The sequence below is a fragment of the Collinsella sp. CLA-ER-H6 genome (assembly GCF_040092305.1).
Classification (GTDB): domain Bacteria; phylum Actinomycetota; class Coriobacteriia; order Coriobacteriales; family Coriobacteriaceae; genus Collinsella.
This window is the reverse complement of the sequence record NZ_JBBNLS010000004.1, coordinates 16739-39528: the sequence shown is the minus strand read 5'-3', so window position 1 is coordinate 39528 and position 22790 is coordinate 16739. Positions and strand designations below refer to the sequence as shown.

At 59.1% G+C, this 22790-nt stretch carries 21 protein-coding genes and 1 tRNA gene; 9 read left to right on the top strand and 13 right to left on the bottom strand.

Annotated features, from left to right (window positions below; all coding sequences use genetic code 11):
- Window positions 1-70: 70 nt before the first annotated feature.
- Window positions 71-1678 (bottom strand): bifunctional phosphoribosylaminoimidazolecarboxamide formyltransferase/IMP cyclohydrolase, encoded by a 1608-nt coding sequence (gene purH, locus AAAX77_RS02485; protein WP_349104641.1) that lies wholly within the window; start codon window positions 1676-1678, stop codon window positions 71-73.
- Window positions 1679-1955: 277 nt separating this feature from the next.
- Here purH and AAAX77_RS02480 point away from each other — a divergent pair, with 277 nt between their 5' ends.
- Complete coding sequence (locus tag AAAX77_RS02480; protein WP_055310399.1) at window positions 1956-2597, top strand: GNAT family N-acetyltransferase; 642 nt, start codon at window positions 1956-1958, stop codon at window positions 2595-2597.
- A gap of 138 nt (window positions 2598-2735) precedes the next feature.
- Here AAAX77_RS02480 and AAAX77_RS02475 read toward each other — a convergent pair whose 3' ends face one another.
- Window positions 2736-4679, bottom strand: a complete 1944-nt coding sequence (locus tag AAAX77_RS02475) for a DUF2207 domain-containing protein (RefSeq protein WP_349104639.1) — start codon at window positions 4677-4679, stop codon at window positions 2736-2738.
- Between the two features lie 515 nt (window positions 4680-5194).
- Here AAAX77_RS02475 and gluQRS point away from each other — a divergent pair.
- Window positions 5195-6205, top strand: a complete 1011-nt coding sequence (gene gluQRS, locus AAAX77_RS02470; protein WP_349104638.1) for a tRNA glutamyl-Q(34) synthetase GluQRS — start codon at window positions 5195-5197, stop codon at window positions 6203-6205.
- Window positions 6206-6220: 15 nt separating this feature from the next.
- Here the strand turns inward: gluQRS and AAAX77_RS02465 are convergent, their stop codons facing one another.
- Window positions 6221-6946: a metallophosphoesterase gene (locus AAAX77_RS02465; RefSeq protein ID WP_349104636.1), complete on the bottom strand. Its 726-nt coding sequence runs from the start codon at window positions 6944-6946 to the stop codon at window positions 6221-6223.
- 84 nt (window positions 6947-7030) lie between these two features.
- A complete protein-coding gene (locus tag AAAX77_RS02460; protein ID WP_349104634.1) occupies window positions 7031-7270 on the bottom strand; it encodes a hypothetical protein in 240 nt (79 codons plus the stop codon).
- Window positions 7271-7438: 168 nt separating this feature from the next.
- On the opposite strand from AAAX77_RS02460, the gene AAAX77_RS02455 reads away from it, so the two are divergent.
- On the top strand, window positions 7439-7750 hold the full coding sequence (locus AAAX77_RS02455) for a hypothetical protein (RefSeq protein ID WP_349104633.1): 312 nt from the start codon (window positions 7439-7441) through the stop codon (window positions 7748-7750).
- A 1043-nt stretch (window positions 7751-8793) separates the two neighbouring features.
- On the opposite strand, the gene AAAX77_RS02450 is transcribed toward AAAX77_RS02455, so the two are convergent.
- The 3 genes from AAAX77_RS02450 to AAAX77_RS02440 form a co-directional block, all read right to left on the bottom strand.
- Complete coding sequence (locus tag AAAX77_RS02450) at window positions 8794-10005, bottom strand: type II restriction endonuclease (RefSeq protein WP_349104632.1); 1212 nt, start codon at window positions 10003-10005, stop codon at window positions 8794-8796.
- On the bottom strand, window positions 9983-11158 hold the full coding sequence (gene dcm / locus AAAX77_RS02445; protein WP_349104630.1) for a DNA (cytosine-5-)-methyltransferase: 1176 nt from the start codon (window positions 11156-11158) through the stop codon (window positions 9983-9985). The genes AAAX77_RS02450 and dcm overlap by 23 nt, the downstream gene beginning before the upstream one ends.
- Before the next feature lie 186 nt (window positions 11159-11344).
- Window positions 11345-11971 carry a type IV toxin-antitoxin system AbiEi family antitoxin domain-containing protein gene (locus AAAX77_RS02440; RefSeq protein WP_349104629.1) on the bottom strand — a complete coding sequence of 209 codons (627 nt, stop codon included), beginning with the start codon at window positions 11969-11971 and terminating at the stop codon, window positions 11345-11347.
- Window positions 11972-12288: 317 nt separating this feature from the next.
- Here AAAX77_RS02440 and AAAX77_RS02435 point away from each other — a divergent pair, with 317 nt between their 5' ends.
- From AAAX77_RS02435 to AAAX77_RS02425, 3 genes are read left to right on the top strand one after another with little or no spacing between them, the layout of a single operon-like run.
- Window positions 12289-12831, top strand: coding sequence for a DUF4342 domain-containing protein (locus tag AAAX77_RS02435; RefSeq protein WP_349104627.1), 543 nt, complete (start codon window positions 12289-12291; stop codon window positions 12829-12831).
- A gap of 18 nt (window positions 12832-12849) precedes the next feature.
- Window positions 12850-13626, top strand: a complete 777-nt coding sequence (locus tag AAAX77_RS02430) for a response regulator transcription factor (protein ID WP_349104625.1) — start codon at window positions 12850-12852, stop codon at window positions 13624-13626.
- A complete protein-coding gene (locus AAAX77_RS02425) occupies window positions 13610-14926 on the top strand; it encodes a HAMP domain-containing sensor histidine kinase (RefSeq protein WP_349104624.1) in 1317 nt (438 codons plus the stop codon). The genes AAAX77_RS02430 and AAAX77_RS02425 overlap by 17 nt, the downstream gene beginning before the upstream one ends.
- Before the next feature lie 54 nt (window positions 14927-14980).
- Here AAAX77_RS02425 and AAAX77_RS02420 read toward each other — a convergent pair whose 3' ends face one another.
- Together AAAX77_RS02420 and AAAX77_RS02415 are read right to left on the bottom strand one after the other, a co-directional pair.
- On the bottom strand, window positions 14981-15355 hold the full coding sequence (locus AAAX77_RS02420; RefSeq protein WP_055310391.1) for a VOC family protein: 375 nt from the start codon (window positions 15353-15355) through the stop codon (window positions 14981-14983).
- A gap of 11 nt (window positions 15356-15366) precedes the next feature.
- Window positions 15367-15654 carry a PTS sugar transporter subunit IIB gene (locus AAAX77_RS02415; RefSeq protein WP_006235903.1) on the bottom strand — a complete coding sequence of 96 codons (288 nt, stop codon included), beginning with the start codon at window positions 15652-15654 and terminating at the stop codon, window positions 15367-15369.
- A 163-nt stretch (window positions 15655-15817) separates the two neighbouring features.
- On the opposite strand from AAAX77_RS02415, the gene AAAX77_RS02410 reads away from it, so the two are divergent.
- The 3 genes from AAAX77_RS02410 (at window position 15818) to AAAX77_RS02400 (ending at window position 18332) form a co-directional block, all read left to right on the top strand.
- Window positions 15818-16441 (top strand): hypothetical protein, encoded by a 624-nt coding sequence (locus tag AAAX77_RS02410; RefSeq protein WP_161144566.1) that lies wholly within the window; start codon window positions 15818-15820, stop codon window positions 16439-16441.
- A 31-nt stretch (window positions 16442-16472) separates the two neighbouring features.
- Window positions 16473-16557, top strand: a tRNA-Leu gene (locus AAAX77_RS02405).
- 473 nt (window positions 16558-17030) lie between these two features.
- Window positions 17031-18332, top strand: a complete 1302-nt coding sequence (locus AAAX77_RS02400; RefSeq protein ID WP_349104622.1) for an AAA family ATPase — start codon at window positions 17031-17033, stop codon at window positions 18330-18332.
- A gap of 145 nt (window positions 18333-18477) precedes the next feature.
- Here AAAX77_RS02400 and AAAX77_RS02395 read toward each other — a convergent pair whose 3' ends face one another.
- The 4 genes from AAAX77_RS02395 to mazG all read right to left on the bottom strand — a co-directional run bounded on the left by AAAX77_RS02395 (window position 18478) and on the right by mazG (window position 22788).
- Window positions 18478-19479 carry a hypothetical protein gene (locus AAAX77_RS02395; protein WP_349104621.1) on the bottom strand — a complete coding sequence of 334 codons (1002 nt, stop codon included), beginning with the start codon at window positions 19477-19479 and terminating at the stop codon, window positions 18478-18480.
- A 20-nt stretch (window positions 19480-19499) separates the two neighbouring features.
- On the bottom strand, window positions 19500-20261 hold the full coding sequence (locus AAAX77_RS02390) for a hypothetical protein (protein ID WP_349104619.1): 762 nt from the start codon (window positions 20259-20261) through the stop codon (window positions 19500-19502).
- A 187-nt stretch (window positions 20262-20448) separates the two neighbouring features.
- Window positions 20449-21738 (bottom strand): phosphopyruvate hydratase, encoded by a 1290-nt coding sequence (gene eno / locus AAAX77_RS02385; RefSeq protein ID WP_349104618.1) that lies wholly within the window; start codon window positions 21736-21738, stop codon window positions 20449-20451.
- 189 nt (window positions 21739-21927) lie between these two features.
- The gene (gene mazG / locus AAAX77_RS02380; RefSeq protein ID WP_349104616.1) at window positions 21928-22788 is read right to left on the bottom strand and encodes a nucleoside triphosphate pyrophosphohydrolase; all 861 of its coding nucleotides are present in this window, start codon (window positions 22786-22788) and stop codon (window positions 21928-21930) included.
- Between the last annotated feature and the right edge of the window lie 2 nt (window positions 22789-22790).

Genomic DNA, 22790 nt, shown 5'->3' with positions numbered 1-22790 from the left:
ATACCAAAAAGACGGCCCTCCAAACGGAGCAGCCGTCTTTTGCGGAGATTATTTTGTCCCAAGGCAGAACTTAGTGGCGGAAGTGGCGAGCGCCCGTAAACACCATAGCAATATTGTGCTCATTGCAGGCCTGGATGCTTTCGTCGTCGCGCTTGGAGCCGCCGGGCTGGATGATGCAGGTCACGCCGTGTGCAGCAAGCACGTCGACGTTGTCGCGGAACGGGAAGAACGCGTCGCTTGCACAGGCAAAGCCGCCCTTCTCCACGCCCTCGCGCTCGCAGAAGTCCTCGGCGCGCTCGCAGGCAAGCAGCGCAGAGTCAACGCGGTTGGGCTGACCGGGGCCCATGCCAATGCCGGCCTTACCCTTGGAGACCAGGATGGCGTTGGACTTAACGCCCTTGCAGACCTTCCAGGCAAACTCGAGCTCGGCCATCTCGGCGTCGGTGGGCTTGCGGTCGGTGGGGAACGTAAAGGTCGCGGGATCCTCGGTCACGTGGTCGACCTCCTGCACCAGCATGCCGCCGTCGACGGAGCGCAGCTCCACCTGAGCGCCGTGGTCCACGCCGCCGGTCGCCAACACGCGCAGGTTGGGGCGCTTGGCCATGCGCTCGAGCGCCTCGGCGGTGTAGCTCGGGGCGATGATGACCTCGACGAACTGCTTGTTCTGATCGGCAAAGTGCTCAACCAGATCAAAGGGAACCTCGCGGTTGCAGGCGATGATGCCGCCAAAGGCACTCTTGGGATCGCAGACAAAAGCGCGGTCGTAGGCAGCCGTGATGTCCTCGGCAACGGCGGAACCGCAGGGGTTCTGGTGCTTGAGGATTACGCAGGCCGGCTCGTCGAACTCGCGGACCAGGTTCCAAGCGGCGTCGGCATCCAAATAGTTGTTGTAGCTGAGCGGCTTGCCCTGGATCTGCTTGGAGCCCACGAGCGGGAACTGCGAGCTCGCGGTGTTCTCGCAGCCCTCGGCAAAGCGATAGACTGTGGCTTTCTGCTGCGGGTTCTCGCCATAGCGCAGGTCGTCGACCTTCTCCAGCGAAATCTCGAGCTTGGCAGAGGTGTCCGCCACGTCGCTTGCCTGGGCGGCGAGCCAGCGGGAGATGGCCGTGTCGTAGGCGGCGGTGGTCTGGTAGACCTTCACCTGCAGGCGACGACGGGTGGAAAGCGTGGTGCAGCCACCGGTCTCGTGCATCTCGGCCAGGACGGCATCATAGTCGGCCGGGTCGGAAATGACGGTAACGCTCGTGGCGTTCTTGGCGGCAGAGCGCAGCATGGAGGGGCCACCGATGTCGATGTGCTCGATGGCGTCCGCGAAGGTGACCTCGGGGTTGGCGACGGTCTTCTCGAACTCGTACAGGTTGACGACGACCAAATCGATCAGCTTAATGCCGTGCTGAGCCGCCTCCTGCATGTGTTGCTCGGAATCGCGGCGGGCCAGCAGCGCGCCATGAACCTTGGGGTGCAGGGTCTTAACGCGGCCGTCCATCATCTCGGGATAGCCCGTGAACTCCTCGATGGGGGTTACGGGAACGCCCGCGTCCTCGATGGCACGAGCCGTGCCGCCCGTAGAGATGATCTCGACGCCAAAGTCATCGACCAGCGTCCGTGCGAAATCGACGACGCCCGTCTTATCGGTAACCGAGATCAACGCGCGTGCGATCTTCACATCAGATCCCATGCAGTCCTCCTGTCTGGTACGCCGCCGTGCTCTGTGAGTCGGTGATACGTCGATCTGCAGCGCTCGCGCAGCGGCATTGAAAATACTGATTTAATGTAGCGCATCGAGCGCATCGATGCACCCCGCAACGGGCGCATGTGCAGAAAAAGTTTGCGAGCAGAGGGGATGGGCCCGGCACCGGGCACGGTGAGTTCATGGAACACAGGGGCACCATAATTAGATGCCAATGGCGTGGTAGAACTGTGCTCGATATGCATCCGCAAAAGAAAGAGGCACCATGGTCTCGCGGGTTCTCTACCGACCGTTTGATACCGAAGACTTCGACGCCATCGCGCTGATTCTGCAGCAGCTTTGGCATAACAATTCGGATAACGATGAGTACAACCGCCTTGAGGCCGCGTGCGACCTCGCCTATTGCCTTTCATCATCGACGTTTTCGCAGGTTGCCGTAATCGACGGTCAGGCGCGTGGCATTTCGCTCGCGCGTGCGGGACAGAGCTCCGGCGCCACTATCAACGAGCATTGGATGGATACCGAACGCGCGCTGCTATCGCAGATGCGTGAGCTAGAGCCCGATGCGTGCGCCGAGTATCTCTCGTTTGTGCGCGCAACCATCCGAACCAACAACCGCCTGCTCGAGAGCAGCCCGTTGCCGCACGACAACGAGGTCACGCTGCTTGCCGTGGATCGCGATGTCCATGGCCTGGGCGTTGGCACGGTTCTGCTCGATGCCGCGGTCTCGCACCTGTCCTCGCTTGGAGCGACGAGGGCGCACCTGTACACCGACTCCAACTGCTCGTGGAAGTTCTACGAGCTGCACGGCTTTAAGCGCACGGCCACGCACCGCGCCAACCGCGAAGAGCGCCGTCACGACATGCCGCGCGAAAGCTTCCTCTACGAACTCGATCTAACAGCCTAAACCCAGCAGCCATACCTAGTCATTTAGGGATGTTCCCAGTGATTAGTCGTTGGGGACAGTCTTCGTAGGTAGCGCATAAAAATGGAATGGATCCGTCGGCAGTCGCCGGAGAAGATCCATCCCAAAAATCAGAACTCGCTAGAACGTTCCGCCGCCGCCTCCGCCGACGCCGCCGCCTCCGCCGCCCGAGAAGCCACCGCCTCCGCCGCCGCTCGAGCTATCGGAACTCGACGCCAGCTCACGGATGGTCTCGTGATACACGTCATCGAATGAATCGAGCGGGGACTCGGTACCGTAATGATGGTAGTACCACCAGTAGCAGGGGTAGTTGTCGTAGAAATCGTCGCTGTTGCGCAGGTCCGCAGGCACGGCCTCGGCCAGCTGTCGCAGCACTTCTTTCGAAACGCCCAGGGCAACGCCCATCACCAGCAGCTTGTTCCACAGCACCAGATCGCCCGGGACGGCTTCCTTTAGACGAGTGAAGTCCTCGAGCCAATGCTTAAGTGCCTTGCAGCGAGCCGCCACCTCGGCGCCCTCCGGCGTAAAGCGGCGGAACGTAAGGCCCACGCCGATACCCACCAGCACAATCGGCACCGAGATAACCGCGGCGGTAATGTTCGCCTGTGCGCCATCGGTAAAGAAAATGGATCCCACGGGAACAAAGGCAATCAGGATACCAAGAACCAGGCAAAACACCATTGCAACAATGCCGTCCGAGGCAACGTACTCGCTATCGGCCAGCTTGCCCTTAACGGTGTTCTGATAGTCCTCGAGCTTATCACCCACGGGTGTAGCGTGCTGCTTGACGTAGTGCTGCAGCTCGTCGAACGTGCGCGAACGGTCACCGTTCTCGTCAGGCTTAGCACCGGCAAAGAAGACCTTGAGCACCATGTGGTCAATGCCCTTGGCCGACTTCCAGCCCGCATCACTCACCGTCACGCGATACGTCTGCTCTTCTTTTTCACGCCCCAACAGACCCTTCTTGGCCTTGGTCACGGTCGCCTGCTCCAGCTTGATCACACGGTCGTCAGTGAGCTTCATGAGCGTGGCGATATATGCCTGATCGGGCACCTCGTTCCAGCTCATGAGGGCCGAAAGCACGGCGGGGTGGTCGGCCGAAGGCACATCGCGGAAATATTCGTCCTGGAAAAGCGGCTTGGGCTTGCGCTTGCGCAGCTTGAGCATAACGATTGTACCGGTAAAGGCCACCGCCGCAACAACACTTAGCACGGCAAGTGCATTGGCAATCATGCGAGCGTGAGCGCGGCGGGCGTTAGCTTCGTCGGCCCATTCCTTCTCTTCGCTCAGGATCGTTGACATGCGCTCCTCACTTGAAGCGGAAAGCCATGGCACCCAGTCGCTGGGGAAGGCGATGCGCGCCTCGGCGAACTCGCCCTGATGCACGCACGGAATGGTATAGGTGACCATCGGCTCGTCCGCGTCGAGCGACACGTCGCCGGTCAGCGGGCCGTGACCCCATGCGCGGAAGTTATCGCCCTTGGTCGCCGGGGTCCCCGCGGCGGCGTTTGCGAAGTAGACCTCCATCTCGACGTCATCGGAATCCGCCGACCAGCCGTCGCCCACAAACTTCCAGTAGAGCTCGGCGGTATCGGACCAGTTCATGACCGCACCGGTCATGGTGTAGCTCACGTAAAAGATCGCACTGTCGCCGCTCTCATGGGGGCTGAACACCTTGATCCTTACGCTGCCGTCGGACTGTTCCACGGTGTAGACGCCGTCGTCGCCCTTGTTTGCGCTGTCGACCTTGTTAAACGCGGTGTCATCTTCCTCGACGCTCAGCACATCGACCCCCACCGAACCGCCTTGCTGGTTGGAACCCGTATTGATGTCCCAGAACACGCCGTTGATGTCGTCGTCGAAATCGAACTGACGCCCCTCGACAACGGTCAGCGAGCCATCGGCCTCGACCGTGGCGCCGATGTAGGTTTGGCTCATGGAGTAGCCGTCGGCGTGCGCGGCGGCGGGCAGCAGCAACAACGCAAGCGCGACGAGCGCGCAGACGGAAGCGAATCGCGCGAACAGGCGACGCTGCCGACAGGTCTTGGCAACGGGGGCGTTCATAGGCACATCCTTTGTCTTTGATACCAACAGCGTCATTGTCCCACGTTTATGGGCGCACATGACGAGCATCTAGGCCAGCGGAGCATCAAACGGGATGAAAGTCACGCCCACGGCCGGCACCTGGGGACGTTCCTTATCTGCCGGCAGTCTGGGACACTCCTTGGCATGGCCCGCACCAACAATAGATACCACTTCACAGCTCCGACACAGGTGTAGCGGCTTTGTGTTGCTGCGGCGCGCACTGATTGAGTCCGCGAGCAAGGGGCATAAAGCAGTTGAGCGAAAACGGTTTGCCCCTTTGCCGTTCGCTCGAGGATCATGTCCCCCTTTTCCGCGGAAACCCCGGCAGTTGCGAAGAGCTGCCGGGGTTTCTGTCGTTTGAGGGGTTGAAGGGGCTAGCTTGCGAGCGGTAATCGAGATGTTGAGCCGGTGCCCGCCGCGCACAACACGCGGCCTCGACAACTTGCGGACCACAGTGACGCCTCCCCATCGCGCCCCGCGCTATACTCGTCCACATGGATATCAAAGCACGCAACATAGCAACGCCCGCCGCGGACGCGCCAACGACGCTGCCCGCCTCCGCTCCTGCGCCTGTTGTGGGCCGCTTTGCCCCGTCGCCCTCGGGCCGTATGCACCTGGGCAACGTGTTCAGTTGCCTGTGCGCGTGGCTTTCGGCCCGCAGCCAGGGCGGCAGCATCGTGTTGCGCATCGAGGACCTGGACGATCGCTGTAAGCGCCCGGAACTTGCCGCCCAGCTCATCGACGACCTAGCCTGGCTAGGGCTTGAGTGGGACGAAGGCCCCTACTACCAGCACGATCGCCTTGATCTGTACGAGAACGCCCTGCACCAGCTGCAGGGTGCCGGCCTCACCTACCCCTGTTTTTGCACGCGCGCCGAACTCCACGCCGCAAGCGCGCCGCACGCCAGCGACGGCACGCCCATCTACCGTGGCGCCTGCCGAGGGCTTTCGGCCGAAGATGTCGCCCGCCGCAGTGCCCTGCGCGCCCCGGCCACACGCCTTCGCGTGCCCACCGTCGACGACCTCGCAGACGATGTGGTCGAATTTGTGGACCGCACGTATGGTGCCCAATGCGAGGCGCTCGCCACCGAATGCGGCGACTTTTTAGTGCGCCGCAGCGACGGCGTGTTTGCCTATCAGCTGGCCGTGGTGGTTGATGACGCCGACATGGGTATTACCGAGATCGTACGCGGATGTGACCTGCTTGGCTCCACGCCACGCCAAATCTATCTGCAGCATTTGCTGGGACTGCCTACACCGCACTACGCGCACATTCCGCTGCTCATGTCGCCGGACGGCCGCCGCCTTTCCAAGCGCGACCGCGATCTGGACCTGGGCGAGCTCCGCACCCGCTTTGGCACACCCGAGGCACTGCTGGGCTGGCTCGCCGGGCAAACGGGCATCGCGCCGGACACCACACCGCGCTCTGCCGAGCAGCTGGTCGAGCACTTTAGCTGGGATGTCATCCGCGCACATCGGGAAAACATCACTGTAACGGTCGAGTAGCCAGCCACCGCGCCTCTACGCAACATCCCAGGGCTGGAGTTCGTCGCCTAGGCGAACGATGCAGTCGTAGAGCACGGTGTGGCGCTCGGCCGGATTGGCATCCCGATGAAAATGCCCGTAGTACCAGCGCTTGTAATCCAAGCGGTCTTCCAGCTCATCGAAAAATGCCGTAAGCCGATCAACGGCGGGATAATTCCAGCCGGGTGCCGGATAAAGCGTGGGCGAAAGCATGCGCGTAGAGCAGGTGTGGGTGATCACGTAGTCGACCTTCCAGCCCACGCTGTCGAGCTTTGCCCGCGCCTCCTCAAAGTTGCGCTCATCCGGCAGCTCCTGTGGCCACCAGCTGGAATAGGGAATGCGGTATTCCTTATCCACGCTCGTGGCGCCGCCCATGATAAAGATCGTTGAGCCATCGAGCTCAAAAACCTCGCCGCGCGTCAGGCGCCGTATGGGAGAGGTATCCGACAGGCGCTGCGTCAGCCCGCCGTGCCACAGCTCCATGGGACGCTCCGCCCAGTGATCGAAACGCTCGTGGTTGCCGTCGACAAACAGCACGGTATAGGGACGCGACTCCAGCCAGGCGATATCGCCGCATTCCTCGGCAGAGAAATCCCATGGAAAGCCAAAGTCGCCCGCGACAATCAGATAGTCGTCACTCGTCAGACTATCCCCAAGCTCCCAGTCGCGCAGCTTTTGCATGTCGACGCCGCCGTGAATATCGCCCGTCACATAAACCGTCATCGGATCACCACTTCCCTGTAAGTCGCTAGCCACATTCTGCACGATCACTAAGCCAACCGTTCCAGCCCTTCCATCCCTTAGGGCTTACCCCTCGTTCTTCCATCCAAACGGGTCGAGTACCCAAAAAACCAGATCGAGCACGCCACCGGTCATCATGGCGCCGGCAAGGGCCATGCAAACGCGCAGAGAGCTGGCGCTTCGAAGCATGTCGAACGGCCCCAGAACAGCCAGCAGGGCGACCGTTGCGCCGGCAAGGCACAGCACGAGGCACGGCCCCGCGTCCTTGACGCATTTCTTTGCGAGATGCTTGGTGTTATCGCTCATTGGTATCGAACTCCTTAGAGGATTGTTGTTCAGACTCTTGCCGCCGCGACAGGGTGAGCGGCAGGTTAAGTGTCACATGTCGTGCGGACACGTGCGGACACCGCCGAGTTACCCTACATTTTTAAGATTTTGATATGTTGTTGGGTAACTACTCAGAAGGGAGACATCGTGTCCGTCTTAGAAGATGTCCTGAAAGAGGAATACGCACGTTCGAGGCGCCTCCTCAACCTCATGGAGCAGGAGATTTGCCTCCTTCCAAAGGGCAGCATCCGCATGCGAAACATAAAGGGCCACGAATACTGTTATCTCAACTATCGAGTTGGCGACAAGGTCAAAAGTGACTATGTCCCTGCTAAAGAGGTTGATGTGCTGCGAGCCAAAATCGAACGACGAAGGGCTCTTGCGGCCGCCATCAGAGAACAGAAGCAATCTCAAAAGCAAATCATACGTGCGTTGGGGAGGGTGCCGAATGTTGACTGAGCAGCAACGAGCCTTCTTAAAAGTACTCGACCTAGTCGAGGAAGCAGGGTGCATCGATCACGTTATCCTCATCGGGTCCTGGGCGGAATTTGCCTACAGGCAGGCAATCTCGCTGCCAAAGTGTCCATAAACCCACAGAACACCCTAAGCTCAAAGCCTACCCATCAAGAAGTCGACTGCAGAGACGATTTTGATGCCGTCGATGTCGGTCGGATGGCTCCCCCGGCGAACGATAATGATCTTCTCATAACCACCGGTGATCTTCTCGAGCGACCTGAGCTCAAATGGACGCAGCTCGCGCTTGCGCGTCGCCTCCTCGTCAGTCGACTCTGTAACTTGGATGTCACGAAAGGCAATCAGCTTCTCGAGATATCTCGATTTTCAAGAACCGTACAGCCGTTCATCACTCGCCCCAATTTGCAAGTTTTTCTCATGGGATGATAAGAACTTGCGATTCTTGCAAGTTTTTCTCACGTTATGGCACGATCTTGCATGCTCACCGCGGTCCATTTGCAGCCGGATTCTAATGAGGCAGCAGCCAGCAGCAGGCAACGTAATTGACGGCACAGACCGGCTCTTCGTAGTCACCCCTCCAGAGGCGCTAGACGAACTGTCGTGAAGCATCTCGTTTACAAAAGGAGAGTCGGAGAGTTCAAGAACGCAAGGCTAGTCTCTTTGGTAAAGATGGGGATGTTGGTAAGCGGGCGAATAAGAGACTGCTTAAGCATCGGAAAATGTAGGGTGAGTTATTTCATAAAACATGGCAGCCGTATGGCGAAGTGGGAATCCTAAAGGGAGGCGCGACAAGGCACGACTCAAATGTCGCAACTGCGAATGCGGGCGCACTAACACGCTCGCGGCGGAATAGATATCGACGATGAAGGCCAACGCCGGCGCGCACTCCAGCACCTCGCCAACATAGAACAAAACCAAGTTCGAGCTCACTCACTTCAGCAGAGCGACGGCAAGGTGACCTATTTTATTAATGCAACTCGATCAAATAATCAATGCCCAAAAGAAGTAGAACCTCAGTATAGAATTGCCTACCGACGTTCTTTCTCGACCAACAGTTGACAAAACTCGCCGACATCCATCAGCCAGTTTTGCTGTTCAGTGGTATATGAGCCAAATACAGGACGAGGCACAACCAGTTGAAGATTATGTTCACGCATCGAGTCTGTATATTCGGTGCTCACCGCCACATCGAGCGTGATTAAATGCTTATTCTCAATTCTATTCGCCTCTTCCAATACTTGACGCCAGCGTTCTTTTACAGTCGTCTTTGCACCAAGCATAGTCAGTTTTTCGACAGGATATAGCGGATTTTTATAGGCATCAATCGACGGCATAATGAAATCCGGCCTTGATTTGCCCTCAGTATACGGCTGAGCAGAATAGCTTATGCCCCATCCCTTAAACAAGTACTCAAGCTGATGCTCGAACGCAGTCCCCGCACGCGATTTCCTTCGCTGGAAAGCCGACATCGTAGTCCGCAACACGCCATCAACATCTAGGTCGTTCCCTAAATAGGGAGCCAAATCACGCTCAAGGAGATGCCTCTCGAAGACCTTAAAAAGAACTTCTTCTCGCTCATAACAATCAAGAAGGCACTTATCGGGTTCGTTTATCCAATCAAGCTCACCCAAAGTCGAAATTGAATACCTCGTAAATTCAATCCCTTTGGGGAAAGAGTCTCCGAACTTATCGACCATTTCGTCCAAATACGCAACAGCCGATGTGGGAAGCGAAACCTCGATGCCGATCGCTTCAAGAATAGACGCGGCGATTGCATCTATGCGCCTATCATCCGCAGTTGATCGCGAAAAGCCGCTATCTTCAACATCGTTCAAGCCGAAAAGCCATCTTAATTGGCACTCGGCATTTGATCCTTGTCTAGCAAATACAATCAGAAGACCATGCTCGTCTGAAGGTGCAATGACCATCAGGTCACCGATTCTCGAGGCTCGTATCGCTTCGCTATCGTTGTAATAAAGCCTGTATTCTGTCCTAGTCGGATGCTTCCTGCGCGCGTCGTACCAAGTCGTAAACCCGTGATCAAACAAAGGGTCTGCATCGTCGCAAAGAAATACGAAGGTCGTCGGTATATTTCTTATATCATCGTCGCCAAACAGGGAACGGAGCTCCGCAGTTCCGTTGAATTCATGCTGGTTGCTGCGTTTTCTATCAATATCAACAGCAACGAGTTTCTTCGCAACCGCGCCGTCAAAATAGCTACTCAGAACTCCGTAGTCCATCGAAATACGCTCCCATCATCAGCTTGGCCACTGCTCGCACAGCCGGTACGGTGACAGAATTACCAAATTGATGATATGCCTGCGTATCCGAAACCGGAATAATGAATTGATCGGGGAACCCTTGAAGTCGGGCACATTCACGCGGAGTCAGCTTGCGAGGGTTCTTCCCCTCGCCGCGTGAAACAAGAATCTCACTTCCGTCCTTGTGATAGCGTGCTGAAAGCGTCCTTGTCGTGTCATTGGGGCCAACCGTGCTATAGCCAAAGCCATTGCCTGCCGCCTGATGCTTTTCCTTATATGCACGCAAATAAGCCCACAGTTTGTCGGAAAGAACGTATCGATCATCAGGAGCATCTTCAAGAATCTCCCCGACGGTGTGTCCACCGCCCCCAAGCTCTAGTTGGTCCCAATCAAAATTAGTTTTTTTCTTAAAGCCAACAATGTAAATGCGCTCACGATGCTGGCAAGTCCAATTCTTGCTATCAAGAACCTTGTAGTGCACATCGTAACCAAGCTCGTCCTTAAGGGTCTGCATAATAATCCTGAAGGTCTTGCCGCGATCGTGACTCGTTAGGTTTTTAACGTTTTCCAGCAGGAAAGCATCAGGTTTTTTGTCGCGAATAATACGAGCTACTTCGAAAAATAATGTCCCCTGCGTCTTGTCTTCAAAGCCAGTAGCACGTCCCATCGATTTTTTCTTTGAAACGCCCGCGAGCGAGAATGGCTGGCACGGAAATCCCGCCAATAAAACGTTAAATTTTGGAATGTCGTCCGAACGAACGTCATGAATGTCCCCAGCTGGCTGATCACCGTAATTCATGCGGTACGTCTTCTGTGCATATTTATCCCACTCACAAGAAAAAACGCACTTGCCACCAAGTTCTTGGAACGGCAAGCGAATACCACCGATACCAGCAAATAGGTCAATGTAAGTGAAAGGAGCGTCCTCCCGATCACCCTGCGCAAAGGGCGCCTGATAACCTAGGGAGCGTATAAACGTGAGCTCCGTAGCAGATGGACTGGTCTCGCCAGTCTCCCAACGCCGGACGGTTCTATCACCATTAGGTCCCATGCCAAGAGCGGCGGCGAACTCCTTCTGAGTCAGCGCGAGCTCCTTGCGTTTGGCAGTTATCTCTTCCCTAGCGTCTTTCATGCTATCCAATCGGAACAAACTACGGACGAACTGTCCGCTAATTGACACAGCGTTATCAAGATTAAACGCGATTCATGGCAGTTGCAACACTTTGTTGCAACGCCTTTCAACGGTAACTTAGATTAACGTGTCGCACGGACAAACAATTGCCCCAACTTGCAACTAGCCAACATCAGGCCTGCGTATTCAGTCACAACCTAGAGCTATCAGCAAAGGCGCCATTAACTCGCGTCGTTTGGCGGTTTTAGAGTTCTCTTCTACAAGATCCTTCAGCCGCTGTGTATCGAGCCCACGCCCAAGCGCGTCGTGATAGGCATCGATGATTAATGAAGGATCCTCGCAATCGAGACAAAGATCGACAAGCGTGCGCTCGGGTTTGGTTACCGGCAGGCCGTCGAGCCAAACGATATCCTGCTCAGCAATCTCGCGCTTTGCAAAAGAAAGGGATTCGTTTCTTGTATTGATGCGCATGGATGCGGTCATTCTGTAGGGGGACAGATAGAAATCGCCCATTTGCTGTAGGTTCGCCGCAGTCGTACCGCTCACGGCAATGCCATCCCACTGGCGCTTTCTCTCCCACGCGCAAAGGGAAGGATTGGTGAGCTTCCAAAAAGCGTTGAGCTCGTCGGTGTCTCGGCGCTGTGTTCCAGCCATCCGGTAGGCGCCGTGGCATATCCGCTCAAGACGACCCGCACGGCATGAGTGTGCCAGCGCATCTCGAGAGATGTCCATGCGAGCCGCCTGAGCTGTGGTGAACACGCCCTCGCTCTCGGAAAGCTCGCTTATCGCCGCTATGTTGCTAAAGTACTTCATGTTGCAATTGTAGGATGTTTTCATACTTTTGCAACGTAATTTTGATCCGTGCGATCCATACACCTTGCTTATCTCATTTCTGACGCCAGCTTGATACCGGCCCACCATCTCCCGCCATCGAGGTCTAATACTTTTTCCCACCGCCACCCAAAAACTCATCCAACATTAATCTTGGCTCAAGAATCGCTTAATCTATAACCTGCACTATAGAGTTCGACCAAGGGCGGGGCGGCGCCGCGCAACGCAGGCCGCCGAACGCAACGCTCGCGCCCGGGCAGATCGCCTGGCGTCGCGCCCATCGAACGAAAGGACGGGTCATGGACGACCTCGAAAAAGTTGAAACCATCCGCACCAAGTGCAACGTGAGCTACACCGATGCCAAGGCAGCGCTCGACGCCGCCGACGGCAACGTCCTTGATGCCATCATTTGGCTCGAGTCGCAGGGCAAGACCCAGACCACGTCGGCGCACGCCGCCACCGAGTCCGAGCCGGTCGACGAGCCCTCGGCCGAGATGGTCGCCGCACAGGCCGCCTACGAGAAGTCGAGCGAAAAGACCGATTTCTCCAAGAAGATGGACAGCGTGTGGGAGTACCTCAAAAAGCTCTTCCGCCTGAGCCTGGACACCAAGTTTATCGCCACACGCCGCGACGCGATCATCCTCAACATCCCCATCCTGATTCCCATCGTCGCGCTGTTTGCCTGGGGCGCCACGATATGGCTGATGCTGCTTGGCCTGTTCTTTGGCATGCGGTACCGCATCGATAGCGACGGCGACGTGCCCGGCAGCATCAACAACCTGATGAATCACGCCGCCGACGCCGCGGACGACATCAAGCAAAATCTGAACGACGACAAGTAATCGCAGACGGGGGCACGCATGGCACGGATCCTGATCGTAGAGGACGAGGAGAAAATCGCCCGCTTTGTGACGCTCGAGCTGGAGCACGAGGGCTACCAGGTGGAGCACGCCGCTGACGGCCGCACCGCCGCGGACCTGGCGCTGGAGCGCGACTACGATCTGATTCTGCTCGATGTGCTGTTGCCACAGCTCAACGGCATGGAGGTCCTGCGGCGTGTCCGCAAGCACAAGGATGTGCCGGTGATTATGGTCACCGCGCGAGATGCCGTGATGGACAAGGTGGCCGGGCTCGATGCCGGCGCCGACGATTACCTGACCAAGCCGTTTGCGATTGAGGAGTTGTTCGCACGGATCCGCGTTGCGCTGAAGCGCTCGGAGGCCGTGCGGGCGGCTTCGGGCGTTGGCGGCGTTGGGGCCGGGGAGGGCGCTACGGGTGCCGGCGCCGTCGCGATGCCCCCGGTCAGCGACTCGACCCAGGCTTCCGTCGCGCCCTCCCCCGCCGCGCTCGCCGTGGGCTCGGTTGCGCTCGACCCCGACCGCCGCGAGGTCACAGTCGGCGGCTCGCCCATCGCGCTCACGGCCCGCGAGTTCGACGTTCTCGCCCTGCTTATGACGCATGCCGGCACCGTGCTCACGCGCGAGCGCATCGCGCACGAGGCGCTGGGCTACGACTACGTGGGCGATACCAACAACGTCGATGTGCACATCGCGCATCTGCGCGCCAAGATCGAAGATGCCGGCGGTGCCCGCATCATCCAGACCGTGCGCGGGGTGGGCTATGTCTGCCGTGCGTAACGCCGAGGCCAAGCGCGTCACCTCCATCGCCCGCGCCATCAACTGGAGCTATATGTGGCGACGCCTGATAAGCTACGTCTGGCTCGATCTGTTGCTGATGGTGATTGCGGCGGCGATCCTCGTCTATGGATACAACCAGACGCTGCCCGACGGCGCTTTTACCGCAGAATGGATCCCCGGCGCCGCCGTTCAAGGCATGTCGCTGACGCCCGCGCGCGGCTGGGACCTGGCAACGCTCACCTATACCGTCGAGCTTGCGCGTACCACCAAGACTTTTCCCCTCGCACAGGACCTCATCAAGCTATGGCCTCTCTACCTTGTCGTTGTGGGTTGGCAGGTCATCAGCGTGCTCAACATGCTCGGAGGCGCCCGCCGCGTGCGCCGTACCATGGCGCCGCTCAACGATCTGGCCTTGCGCGTGGACGAGCTCGGCCGCATGCAGCTCGCTGGCGGCAAGATGGAAACGCTGGAGCAGGCCATCGAACGCGCAAGTGTCGACTCGCCGAGCGTCACCACCGGCGACGCCGACCTGGCGAGCATCGAGGTCGCACTCAACCGCCTACTGCGCCAGATGCAAGAGGCCAAGCTGCAGCAGATGCGCTTTGTCAATGATGCAAGTCACGAGCTGCGCACGCCCATCGCGGTGATTCAGGGCTACGTAAACATGCTCGATCGTTGGGGCAAAGACGACCCGGCCGTGCTGGCGGAATCCATCGCATCCCTCAAGGCCGAAAGCGAGCACATGCAGGAGCTCGTGGAGCAGCTGCTGTTTTTGGCGCGCGGCGATGCCGGGCGCACGGTCCTGCGGCGCGCGCATACCAACTTGGCTGCACTGGTCAGCGAGGTATGCGAAGAATCGCAGATGATCGATACCGAACACACGTATCGGCTGGCTTCTGACGCTGCGCTTGCCAGCGACCCGCGCTGCGACGCGCCCGTCGACGTGGCGCTCGTGAAGCAGGCTCTGCGCGTGATCGTGCAAAACGCCGCCAAGTACTCGGATGCGGGAACGACCGTCACATTTGGCATAACGCCGGATGCGGGCGCGGGCACGATCGACATAAGTGTTGAGGACGAGGGCATCGGCATGAACCAGGAATCCGCAGCTCACGCGTTCGAGCGGTTCTACCGTGCCGACAACGCGCGCGATGCCGGCGCACAGGGTTCGGGTCTGGGGCTTGCGATCGCCAAGTGGATCGTCGACAGCCACGGCGGCGTCATCGGTGTGACCTCGGTCGAAGGGGTCGGCAGCCGCTTTACGATTCGCCTGCCGCGGCAGGAAGCCCCTCGGCATAAATAAAGGGATAGGGCCACGCGGCCCTATCCCTTTTTGCCAGCTATGGCAGCTTGTGCGCTACTCGCGGCACAGGTGCACGGCGAAACCGGCGAACTCGCGCTTAAAGTACACGAGCTTGGTACCACCGTCGGGCAGCAGCGCGCGCGACTCTTCGTTGACCTCGAGCCCGCGCTCGGCAAACCACTTCTCAGCTGCATCGATGTCGTTAACGGCAAAGCCGATGTGGCCCTTGGTGCCACGACCGTTCTGCTTCATGATCTCGACCAGCGAATCGTTGAAGTACGAAACCGGGGTCTCGATGACGGGCAGGCCCATCATCGTCGAGAACAGCTCCGCGATCTCCAGGGCGTCTGCCGGGTCGGTGGCGTTAATGCCCACATGGGCAACGCGCATACCAAAGAGCTCTACCGGGTTGGCGTTCTGCTCACTCATGCAGTCAGCGCCTACTGAGCCATGACGTCGAGAACGGCCTTCTCGGCGGCAACGCGGTTCATGCCGGTCATGAAGGGCACGCCACTCACGTACGGGCAGGTGAGGCCCTCGGGGGCAACGGTGGTGGCGATCAGCAGGTCAGCGCCCTCGTCGCAGTAATCCTTGGCCTCGGAGATGGCGCACTGCACGATCTCGTACTTGTCGGCATAACCGTTGGCGTCGAGCAGAGTAGCGACCTTCTGGGCAACGAGCGTGGAAGTAGCAGCGCCAGCACCGCAAGCCAAAACGATCTTCTTCATAGGTAATGTCTCCCTTCATGGTTTACTTTAGGTAAGTGTACCGCAGCGAGCGATGGCACTCGGCCTCGATGAGCTTTTATGCCAGTTTGCTTGCGCGCTGCGTATAATACATCTAGTACGTGTTGTCATACCGCTCGCTTTATGAGCGACTAAGGACCCTAATATGCCCGATTCCCGCACACTCTGGACCGCCGTCGTTATCATCTGCATCGCCGTGTCGGTGTTCTTTAGCGTCAAAAAACGCACCACGTTTAAACGCCTGCAGCAATTGATGGCCGCCAAGCAGTGGGACGAGTTCGATCGTTTGCTCGACGGCAAACTCACCAGCATGCTGTACCCGCGCTACAACCGCGACTACCTGCGCCTGAACTCCTATCTGCTGCGCGAGGACCATAAGCGCGCCGACGAGATGTTCGACCTGCTACTGGGACTCAACCTGCCCAAGATGCAGCGCGTCGACCTGGTAATCAAAGCTTTTAACTACTACGTTGGCCAGGAGGACCGCAAAAAGGCCAAGGAGTTGCTGCACGAGATCAAGGGCTTTGAGGGCGGTCAGGCCGAGGCAGTCGCACACGAATGCCAGCTGATGTACGACACGATGATCCTCAAGCGCCACAACGACATTCCCGAGCTGGAGCGCATGCTCGAGGATGTCGGCGACGACCCGGTCAAGCGCTGCCGACTGGAGTACCTGCTGGCCCTGCAGTATCAAAACAAGGGCGACGAGGCAAAGTTCCAAGAGTTCCTGGAGAAGTCGGGCCAACACTCGATGGCCGTCAACGCGTAACGGACGGCTTGTGCTAGACTTCTAGTCTCACGGGGGCGTGGCGGAATTGGCATACGCAGGAGACTTAAAATCTCTCGCCGCAAGGATTGTGGGTTCGAGTCCCACCGCCCCTACCATATGGAGCTTTCGAGCCCGTGTTCCTCAGGGATGCGGGCTCGCTTCTTTTAGATGCCGGTGGGACTCGAACCCGCGAGGGGGCGAGCGTCAAGCGGACGCGCAGCGTCCGCAGCGAGCCGGCGAGGGCGCCGACAGGCGGCCGAAGCCGGTGCGTATTTGCGCAGCAAATACGCAGACGTCCCACCGCCCCTACCATTTGGTTTTTACGAGCCCGCGTCCCCCAGGGATGCGGGCTCGTTTCTTTTACACGCCGGCGGGTCTCTAAGTTGCGGTGGAATAGTTCCTGTTTTGGTAGTTTACCAGCCCATTTAGGAACTATTCCACCGCAACTTAGGTTGGTGTTCCCACATTTTCTGATGGAAAAACGTGGTTGTCTCCCACATTTTCCGATGGAAAAACGTGGTTGTCTCCCACATTTTCCGATGGAAACTCCCAAATGGCCTTATACTATCCGAAAGGGTTGGGAGGCAATATGCAGCGACAGCTTATGAGTGAACTTATCGCTTGGAAATCAAGGGCGAATCGCAAACCTCTCTTGCTTAAGGGGGCCCGCCAGACAGGTAAGACTTGGCTTCTTAACGAATTCGCAAGCCAGCAATACCAAAACGTCATTCGTTTTGACTTTATGCTCGAGCCGAGCGCACGCTCGCTGTTCGATGGGGACCTCGACCCCAAGCGTATCATCTCTCAGATAGAACTCTTGCGCGGCCAAACCGTAACGCCGGCGGACACGCTCATCGTTTTCGACGAGATCCAGGAGGCGCCACGCGGCATCACCTCGCTCAAGTACTTCAACGAGCTTGCACCCGAATACCACATCGTGGCTGCCGGTTCCTATATGGGCCTCGCGCTCCGACGCGAAAACGAGTCATTTCCCGTCGGTAAAATCGACCAGCTCACCATGCGTCCCATGGGGTTTGCCGAGTTCGTTCGTGCCGTCGACGGCAACCCGCTCGCCGACGCTATCCTTGCCGCAGACATGAACCTTCTGGCAAACGTTACCGAAAAGCTCGAGCACTTGCTCAAGGAATACTTTGTTGTCGGTGGCATGCCCGAAGTTGTCTCCGCTTTCACCGAGACACGCGACTTCATCGAAGCCCGTAGGCTTCAGCAGCAGATCATCGAGGCTTACGAATCCGATTTTGGCAAACATGCACCCGCCCGCATTGTCGAGCGCATGAGGTTGGTTTGGAAATCCCTGCCCGGCCAGCTTGCAAAGGAAAACAAAAAGTTCGTCTACGGAGCCCTTCGCCCCGGGGCGCGCGCACGCGATTTCGAAGAGAGTCTCCAGTGGCTCATGGATTACGGAATCATTCATAAGGTGCCGCGCGTTTCCGCCCTCAGGGCACCGCTCTCGAGCTACGAGGACCTCTCGGGCTTCAAGCTGTTTTGCATTGACACCGGTATCCTCGGAGCGCTCTCCAACCTCCCACCGGCCATCGTCCTTAACGGGCCCGCTGTTTTCACTGAATTTAAGGGCTCGCTCACCGAGCAATACGTCGCGCAGGAACTCTTGCTGCAAGGCAAGAGTCCCGCGTATTGGTCCTCTACCTCTGGCAATGCCGAAACCGACTTTGCCATCGACCATGCGGGAACCGTGCTTCCGCTTGAGGTCAAGGCGGCAGAGAACCTTAAAGCGAAGAGTCTGAAAATAGCCTGCGAAAAATTCAAACTCGAGCGTTGCGTGAGGACCTCCCTAGCGGCATATAGAGACGAGGGCATGCTCGTCAATATTCCGCTTTGGGAGATTGCACAAATCGACAAACTGGCATAGGCGCTGTGGGGACGCCCCGCAAGGACTGTCCCCAGGTGCCGGCAGAAAAGGAACGTCCCCAGGTGCCGGCTGTTGAGTTGCGGTGGAATAGGGACTGTTTGGTGCCCGAAAGGGCGATTTTAGTCCGTATTTCACCGCAACTTATTTAGAGGGCGCTGAGGCTGGGAGTCCAGCCGATGGTGGGGGTTGTGCCGTCGAGAGTCTCGTTGATGGTGGCGGCCATGCCAGCGAGTAGGCTGTTCTCGCTTACGGTGAGCGTCTTGTAACCGCCGGCTCGCATGAGCTCGCGAATCACCACGGCGCCGGCCAGAATCACGCCCGCGCGCTTGGGCTGCACGCCCGGCAACGCGGCAATGCCTGCAACATCCAACGCAGACATGCGCTCGATAGCGGCCGAAATCTGCTCCATCGAAAGCTCGCGCAGGTGCACAAAGTTCGAGTCGTACGGCTCCAGTTCGTGGACCAGCGCCACGAGCGTGGTAACGGTACCGCCCACCGCGACGAGGCGCTCGGCGCGCTCAAAGTCGACAGGCAGGCCCTCAAAGTAAGCCCCGAACTGCTCGCCCGCCCAGTCGGCAGCGGCAGCAAGCTCGCCGTCCGAAGGCGGCAACGCCGAGAAGAAACGCTCCGTCACACGACGGCAACCAATGTCCAGCGAACGCGTTCCCTCCAGCGCGAAGACCCCGCGCTCCGGCGCGTATACGCCCGTCGCGAGCTCCGTGGAGCCGCCGCCCGAATCGGCAACAATGATGCGCTCGCCGGCAAAGTCGTGCGCCACGCCAAAAAACGTCAGGCGCGCCTCGACCTCTCCTGGAATCACCTGCGGTTCGAGCCCCAGCTCACGCAGACCGTCCAGCAGCAGTGCGGCATTGGATGCATCGCGCGCGGCGCTCGTGCATGTGGTGCAAATGCACGCGGCCCCAAAGGCACGCGCCTCGTCCACAAACATGCGGCATGCAGCGAGCACGCGCTCGACCGCCGCCTCGCAAAAGCGCCCCGTCGCGTCCACGCCCTCGCCCAAGTCGGTGATCTCGGTATGCTTGGACGATTCCACGATCGCCCCGGCCTCGACCTGCGCCAACACCAGTCGCGACGACACCGTTCCCAGGTCAATCGCGGCCACCTTATAGCGTTTGCAATTTGTCATTGCGGGCTCCCCTCTGGGCGCTACTCGCCGCTGGACGCGACCGTCTGGCCTTCGACGCCGCTAAAACCAAACAGCATGTCGAGCGCTTGGATGTACCACGGCGCGTCCTTACCGACTTCTTCGATTTCCTTGGCAACTTCGCTGGCCTTCTTGGCGTTCGACGACTTCTGGCTCGACGAGGCATTCGAATCGCCGTCCAGGCCCTGCACTTCAATCCTCTTCTCGCCGGGCATCACCAAGCCCAGGTCCTCGGATGCCGCATCCTTGATACCCTCCTCCGAGAGCAGCTTGTCGACGCTTTTTTGCAGCCCATCATTGTATTGCTGGCGAATCTCGACCTGCTTGGCCAAGATATCGCTCGAACGCTTTGCCACGTACAGATCGCGCACGGGGAAATACAGGCTCACGAGCACCAGGGCAACGACGATGCCGATGAATAGCCCTCGCTGAGGACCGTGGGTAAAGTCGTAGATCGCCTTGACCACCGCGTTGTCGTTGGCGTAGTGCATAAAGTCCGAGCCCGAAAAACGGTTCGAGGGCCTGCTCGATTTGTCGTGTGCCTGAGTCGAGGGACGCGATGCGTGCGACGAACGTGCCGGGCGCACCGATCCATCTGCCGAAGTATTCGATTGAGCATTGGGGCGCGAGGTACTTGTCAGGCGCTGCGTGGAGCGGTCGGCACCGGCGTAGGCGGACCCACCGAGCCGCACCGTGCGCGCACGGCTAGGCGACGGCTCACGCGAACCGGCGGAATAGTACCTGTTGTCGTAAATCTGATCCATGTGCGCCTTGTGCGGTTGAGGTTTGTTTGCGCTAAGTATTTTAGTTATAGCACGAGCGCGCGCACCACCTTCGACAGCCTTTGCTCGACATAAAAAAGGCGCTGAGCCATATGGCCCAGCGCCCAATGGCGGCCATCAGAAGTGGAACGGAGCCGAGTCAACCCCGCTCCCCGCGCGCACCACTTGTTTAGCGAATGTTGTAGAACGCGGCCTTGCCGGCGTAGCGCGCGCTGCCCTCGAGCTCGTCCTCGATGCGGATGAGCTGGTTGTACTTGGCGATACGGTCGCTGCGGCACGGGGCGCCCGACTTGATCTGGCCGGCGTTGACGCCCACGACCAGGTCGGCGATCGTGGAGTCCTCGGTCTCGCCGGAGCGGTGGCTCACGATGCAAGCGTAACCGGCCTCCTTGGCGGTCTCGATGGCCTCGAGCGACTCGGCGAGCGTGCCGATCTGGTTGACCTTGACCAGGATCGCGTTGGCGGCACCCAGCTCGATGCCCTTCTTGAGGCGCTCGGTGTTGGTGACGAACAGGTCGTCGCCCACCAGCTGCACCTTGTTGCCAATGCGGCGGGTAAGCTCGACCCAGCCGTCCCAGTCCTCCTCGGCCATACCGTCCTCGATGGAGATGATGGGATAGGCGTCGACGAGCTTCTCCCAGTAATCGACCATCTGGGCGCTCGTGTACTCCACACCCTCGCCCTTGAGCTCGTACATGCCGGTCTCGACGTTGTAGAACTCGGTCGAGGCCGGGTCCATGGCGTACATGAAGTCGACGCCGGGCTTAAAGCCAGCCTTCTCGACGGCCTTGGTAATGTACTCGAACGGCTCGGCATTGGTCTTAAGGTTGGGGGCAAAGCCGCCCTCGTCGCCCACGCCGCCGCCCAGGCCGGCCTCGTGCAGCACGCCCTTGAGGGTGTGGTAGACCTCGGCGCACCAACGCAGGCCCTCGGCAAAGCTCGGGGCGCCCACCGGCATGATCATGAACTCCTGGAAGTCGACGTTGTTGTCGGCATGCACGCCGCCGTTGAGGATATTCATCATAGGTGTGGGCAGCAGATGAGCGTTGACGCCGCCCAGGTACTGGTACAGCGACAGGCCCGACGACTCGGCAGCGGCGCGGGCAACGGCCAGCGACACGCCCAGGATGGCGTTGGCACCGAGCTTGGTCTTGTTGGGGGTACCGTCCGCGGCAATCAGCGAGGCATCGACGGCGCGCTGGTCGAAGGCATCGAGGCCCACGACGGCGTTAGCGCACTCGTTGTTGACATGCTCGACGGCCTGCGAAACGCCCTTGCCCAGGTAGCGGTCCTTGTCGCCGTCGCGCAGCTCACATGCCTCAAAGGCGCCGGTCGAAGCGCCCGAAGGCACCATCGCGCGGCCGAAGCTGCCGTCCTCGAGCACGACCTCGACCTCGACGGTGGGGTTGCCGCGGCTGTCGAGCACCTCACGACCGTAGACATCCAAAATATCGCTCATGTTGTCTCCCTCTCACTTGGAAACGGGTTGAATGCTTGGCAACGCGGCTTACACGCTGCAGCGACGTGCAGGTTCATAAGTTAGCCTTGTCGCACTTTTTGCATTATGCCCTAAGTTAGCCAAGGGATACAATCTTTTTTAAAAAATAATGGGGCGATGGGACAAGTCCGTCCCATCACCCCCGCGGTATTACTCCCCTGCCTTTGCTGCGTCCCACAGGTCGTTGAGGCCATGGGTCGAAAGCTCGGCAAGATCAACATGGGCATCGGCCGCCATCTGCTCCATTGCAGCCCAACGGCGACGGAACTTGGCCGTGCTGGCACGCAGGGCGCTCTCGGCGTCAATCCCCTCTTTGCGCGCAACGTTGGCAAGGGCAAAGAGTAGGTCACCAAACTCCATCTCGCGCTCGGGCGTTCCGGGAGCCTCGGCCTCAAACTCGGCACGCTCCTCGGCAACCTCGTCCCACACATCCTGGACCGTCTCCCACTCAAAGCCCACGGCCGCCGCCTTGCGCGAGACCTTTTGCGCTTGCATCAGCGCCGGCAGGTGCGTGGGCACGCCGTCGAGCAGCCCCTCGGGCGCGGCCTCGCCTGCCGCCACGGCCTTGTCCTTGGCGGCCTTCTCGGCAAGCTTGACCTCGTCCCAAATCTTGAGCACCTCGTCAGAGCTGTCGGCATCCGCATCGCCAAACACGTGCGGATGACGGCGAATGAGCTTGGCGTCGATATCGTGCGCCACGTCGGCCAGCGTAAACTCGCCGGCGTCCGCCGCGATCTGCGCATGCAACACTACCTGCATGAGCACGTCGCCCAGCTCCTCGCGCAGGTGCGCCGCGTCGTCGGCCTCGATGCAGTCGAGCGCCTCGTAGGCCTCCTCGATCATGTTCTTGCCAATGCTGCGGTGCGTCTGCTCGCGGTCCCACGGGCAGCCGTCGGGCTGACGCAGACGCCAGATGGTCTGCACCAGATGCTGCAGCTCGGCCGATGCATCTACCAGCGTGGACAGGTCACGCGAACCCTCGGCATTTTGCTGAGCCATATGCTCGGCCATGG